This window comes from Limnohabitans sp., from assembly GCF_044361985.1.
GTDB lineage: Bacteria > Pseudomonadota > Gammaproteobacteria > Burkholderiales > Burkholderiaceae_C > Limnohabitans_A.
The window spans coordinates 1-4,617 of the sequence record NZ_JBIKHV010000140.1; the positions used below are offsets into that span (position 1 = coordinate 1).

6 protein-coding genes are annotated in these 4,617 nt (G+C 63.6%); 4 read left to right on the forward strand and 2 right to left on the reverse strand.

Translation table 11 applies throughout. The features are described from left to right. The 4 genes from ACIQ3A_RS13940 to ccmI form a co-directional block, all read left to right on the forward strand. Positions 1–578 (forward strand): cytochrome c-type biogenesis CcmF C-terminal domain-containing protein (locus tag ACIQ3A_RS13940; RefSeq protein ID WP_396432325.1); only part of this gene is annotated, 578 nt, incomplete at its 5' end. After that, positions 575–1,195, forward strand: a complete 621-nt coding sequence (locus ACIQ3A_RS13945) for a redoxin family protein (RefSeq protein WP_396432326.1) — start codon at positions 575–577, stop codon at positions 1,193–1,195. The genes ACIQ3A_RS13940 and ACIQ3A_RS13945, both read left to right, overlap by 4 nt. Continuing rightward, positions 1,192–1,707: a cytochrome c-type biogenesis protein gene (locus tag ACIQ3A_RS13950; RefSeq protein ID WP_396432327.1), complete on the forward strand. Its 516-nt coding sequence runs from the start codon at positions 1,192–1,194 to the stop codon at positions 1,705–1,707. Before ACIQ3A_RS13945 ends, ACIQ3A_RS13950 begins: the two co-directional genes overlap by 4 nt. Then, positions 1,707–2,984, forward strand: a complete 1,278-nt coding sequence (gene ccmI, locus ACIQ3A_RS13955) for a c-type cytochrome biogenesis protein CcmI (RefSeq protein WP_396432328.1) — start codon at positions 1,707–1,709, stop codon at positions 2,982–2,984. Before ACIQ3A_RS13950 ends, ccmI begins: the two co-directional genes overlap by 1 nt. 13 nt (positions 2,985–2,997) lie before the next feature. On the opposite strand, the gene hemE is transcribed toward ccmI, so the two are convergent. Both hemE and ACIQ3A_RS13965 read right to left on the reverse strand, forming a co-directional pair. Beyond that, the gene (hemE, locus tag ACIQ3A_RS13960; RefSeq protein WP_396432330.1) at positions 2,998–4,131 is read right to left on the reverse strand and encodes a uroporphyrinogen decarboxylase; all 1,134 of its coding nucleotides are present in this window, start codon (positions 4,129–4,131) and stop codon (positions 2,998–3,000) included. Between the two features lie 136 nt (positions 4,132–4,267). Next, on the reverse strand, positions 4,268–4,617 hold a 350-nt coding region (locus ACIQ3A_RS13965), incomplete at its 5' end, for a chromate transporter (protein WP_396432329.1).

A 4,617-nucleotide genomic window follows, 5' to 3' on the forward strand; every position in this document is an offset into this window, starting at 1 on the left:
TTGTCTTGTCGAGTGCTTGGCAAATTGCTCAGCGCCTGCGTTTGCCAGGCTCGCCGGGGCTGGCCTGGTGGGGCATGCATGTGGCGCACTTTGGCGTGGCAGTGCTGGTGCTGGGCATCACCGGCGTGAAGTCCTTTCAGGTCGAGCGCGATCTGCGCATGGGTCTGGGCGATGAAGTGAGCGTGGCCGGTTTTCGCTACAAACTGGTGGGCGTGGACAACCACCTGGGACCCAATTACATGGCCTTGCGCGCGCAGGTTCATGTGCACGAGGGCAACACCCTGGTGCGCACTTTGCAGCCCGAAAAACGCCGGTACGTGTCGAGCGCCATGCCCATGACCGAGGCCGCGATCGACAGCTCCTTGTGGCGTGATCTCTATGTTTCTTTGGGCGAGCCGCTGGCCAGTGAGCCGCCGCAATGGACCTTTCGCATTTACCACAAGCCCTTTGTGTCATGGATCTGGCTGGGCGCCGTGTTCATGGTGCTGGGCGGGGGGCTGGCCGCGTTTGACCGGCGCTACCGGCAACTTGTACCAAAGCAGGCTCAGCCGTCAGGTCTGCAAGGTGTGCGGTCATGAGCGCACCCTTGGCCGCATCCACCCAGCCGCAAGGCATGCCCCGCTGGGTGTTCATACCGTTGGCGCTTTTTTTGGGCATGGTGATTTTTTTGGCCATCGGCCTGAACCGCAACCCCAAAGAAATCCCTTCACCGCTCATCGGCAAGCCAGCGCCCAGCTTCCAGTTGCCGGTGGTGGGGGGTGCTGACGTTTTCAGCGCTGACCAATTCAAGGGCCGCGTGACACTGGTCAACCTGTGGGCCACCTGGTGTGCGGGTTGTCGCGAAGAACACCCCTTGTTGTTGGCGCTGTCCCGCCAGCCGGGTTTGCAAATGGTGGGGCTCAACTACAAAGAACTGCAGGCTTCCGAGTTGTCGGGCCAAGACCCGCACAGCCCAGAGGCTGTGCAAAAAGCCACCGCCCGCAGCCAAGCCTGGCTGCAAAAGCACGGACAGGCTTTTAGCGTGAATCTGCTGGACCTGGATGGCCGTGTGGGCATGGACTTTGGGGTCTATGGCTTGCCTGAAACCTATGTGGTGGACCGCGAAGGTGTGCTGCGCTTCAAGCACGCCGGGGCTTTGACGCCCGAAGTTCTGCAGCAAAAATTGTTGCCCTTGTTGCGGAACTTGCAGCCATGAGCGGTGTTCTGAAAACAGGCGCGCGTTATTTGAGCTTAGGGCTGTTGCTGTGGGCCATGGGGCAGGGCCTGGCTGTCTGGGCGCAAGGGGCGCCATCCTTGCCACCTGTCCAGGCCAATGTCTCGTTGCAAGCCGAAGCCCCGTTGTCACCCCAGGCGCAAGCCCGCTGGGACCACATCGCGTCCGAGTTGCGTTGCTTGGTGTGTCAAAACGAGTCGCTGGCTTCTTCGAACGCCGAGCTGGCGGTGGACCTGCGGCGCGAGGTGCGAGGCCTGATCGAAAAGGGTCAAAGCGATGCCGACATACGGACATTCCTGGTCAGCCGTTACGGTGACTTTGTGCTGTACCGGCCCGAGGTCAAGCCCGTCACCTGGCTGTTGTGGTTCGGGCCTTTCGCCTTGCTGCTGCTGGCGCTGACAGTGGCCTTGCGCCTGATGCGCCGCCAGCCCGAAGCGCCCCCTGCGCTGACCGACAGCGAGCGCGAACGCGTGCGCCAAATTCTGGAGTCCTGATGTCTTTCATGCCGCCCTGGTTTTGGTTGTTGTTGGCGCTGCTGGTCTTGAGCGCTCTGGCGGGCTGGGTGTTGCAGCGCAGTCTGAAAAAACAAGCGCTGTTGGCTGAGGTCAACGATGTGCAAAGGCAGGCCAATCGCCAGATTCAGCAACAACATCTGACCGATCTTGACCAGGCTTTGGCCGAGGGCCGATTGAGTCCTGCGCAGCATGCTGTGGCAGGTGACGACATGCTTCGACATGTGCTGAGCGATGCCGCGGCCGCGCAAGACAACGGTATGCGGCCTCAAGTCAATGCAGCCAGTGCTGGTCCTGTGCGCGTGCTCTGGATCGTGTTGTGCCTGGCCGCACTCAGCGGCTGGAGCTACGCGCAGCTGGGTGCAGCCCAGACCTGGTGGCCTTTGCCCTTGAGCCAGCGGGTGCAGATCACGGCCACCACGCCTGAACAATTGGCCGAGCAAACGCGCGCATGGCAGCAAGCCACGCAGTCCCGACCGGCTGATGCGCAAGCCTGGTTGACCCTGGCGCGCTTGCACGCCGCGCAGAACCAACACGCCCTGGCCGAACAAGCCTTGGCGCGGGTGCTGGTCTTGGCGCCTGAGAACGATCTGTGGGTCGAGCGTGCGCAGATGAAGGCCTTGAGCGCCGGTGGCGTGTTTGCTGGCGAGCCCTGGCAGTGGATTCAACAGGTGTTGACCGCGCAACCGCTGCACTTGAATGCGCTGGTGCTGGCGGGCAGTGCCGCGTGGTCTGAAAAACGCCACGACGCGGCGCGGGCTTATTGGCAGCAAGCGCTGGGCCTGGTGCCCGCCGACAGCGACGCGGCCCAGGGTTTGCAACAAGCCCTCGCGCAAGCGACAGAAATGGCCAAGCTCGCCGAGGCGCAGGCATCGCAGACGGTGCCCGTGTTGACCCCGACCCCTTCTGGGGGCGATACCCGCCCCCTGATTCAGGGCGAAGTTCGTGTGTCGCCCGAGGTGCAAAGCCAGATCGGTGCCGGGGCGAGTTTGTTTGTTTACGCCGTGGCCGAGGAGGGCTCGCGCCGCCCCGTGGCCATATGGCGCGGCACGCCCACAGCCTGGCCCGTCCGGTTTGCCTTGAGTGACAGCATGGGCATGGGGGCGCCCCCTGTTTTGTCTTCGCTGGCACAGGTCCGTTTGGTGGCCCGAATTTCCAAAACCGGTTCAGCCCAGAAGCAGCCCGACGATTGGCAGGTGGAGCTGGCGGGCGTCAAGACCGGCGTGCAAGGCGTGGTGCTGAACATCACCGGGCGCTGAAGCCCAGCAGCGATCAGGCCTTGCGCAAATGGCGCGAATGGCTGTGCACGGTCTCCACCAGTGCGGTCACATGCTCTGGCGGCGTGAACTGGCTGATGCCGTGGCCCAGGTTGAAGATGTGCGTCGGCCCGGTGTTGGCCCGGTCGGTGTGCGGTGTGCCAAAGCTGTCGAGCACCCGGCGCACCTCGGTGGCGATGTGGTCGGGCGGTGCAAACAGGATGTTGGGGTCGATGTTGCCTTGCAGGGCTTTGCCGGGGCCACCGACTTCGCCGCCGACTTGGGCACGGGCGCGGCCCAGGTTCATGGTCCAGTCCAGGCCCAGCACGTCGCAGTTCAGCGCTGCCATCTCGGGCAGCCACAGGCCACCGCCCTTGGTGAACACGATGCTGGGGATGCGCTGGCCGTTGTGTTCGGTCTTGAGTTGCGAGAGCACGCGAGCGGTGTAGGCCAGGCTAAATTCTTGGAATGCGCCATCGGCCAGCACGCCGCCCCAGCTGTCAAACACCATGACCGCTTGCGCACCGGCCTCGATTTGCGTGTTCAGGTACAGGGCCACGGCATCGGCGTTGATGGCCAAAATGCGGTGCATCAGGTCGGGGCGGCTGTACATCAGGGTCTTGACGTGGCGGTAGTCGTCCGAGCCTGCGCCCTCGACCATGTAGCAAGCCAGCGTCCAGGGGCTGCCGGAAAAGCCGATCAGGGGCACGCGGCCGTTCAGGGCCTGGCGGATGGAGGTGACGGCGTCAAACACGTAGCGCAGCTTGTTCATATCGGGCACGGCCAGCGCGGCCACGGCGGCTTCGTCGCGCACGTTCTTTGCGAACTTTGGGCCTTCGCCCAGGGCAAACGACAGGCCCAGGCCCATGGCATCGGGCACGGTGAGGATGTCGGAAAACAAGATGGCGGCATCCAGCGGGTAGCGCTCGAGCGGCTGCAAGGTGACTTCGGTGGCGTAGTCGACGTTGGTGGCCAGGCCCATGAAGCTGCCGGCTTTGGCGCGGGTGTCGCGGTACTCGGGCAAGTAGCGCCCGGCCTGGCGCATGAGCCAGACGGGGGTGTGGTCGGTGGCTTGGCGCAGGCAGGCGCGCAAGAAAGTGTCGTTTTGCAAGGGGGCAAACGAAGAGGGTGTGGGGCTGTTTTGGGCCATGGCAGTGGGTGAAGAGCTTGGATTCATGGCGGCATTGTGTCAGGCGGCAAGGCACGGGTCCAGCACGAAAAGCGCAGGCTACAGGCTTGGCTTGGCGGGGGCTGTTGGACCGTACAAACCCGAGCGCAGTGTGGGTTCAAAACAGCGCATGACGGATCAGGCCCAGCACCACGCAGCCAGCCAGCACCCGAACCACGGCGTAGCCTTTGTTGACCAAGGCCCAGGTCGCCAGCAGGGTCAGCACGACCGCGCTCAGATCAGGCAGGCTGTGCCAGCCTCCGGGCAGCCAAGTTTGACGCGCAAACACACCGGCCAAGTAAACGATCACCCCGATCACGGCGGCCGTGATGGCTTGCAGCGGTCCGGCCAGTGAGGGCATGTGCCGAGTCGACTCGACCAGTGGCCCACCCACCAAAATGAAGACAAACGAGGGCAAAAACGTGAACCAGGTCACCACGCAAGCCGCCACGATGCCGCCCAGCAAGG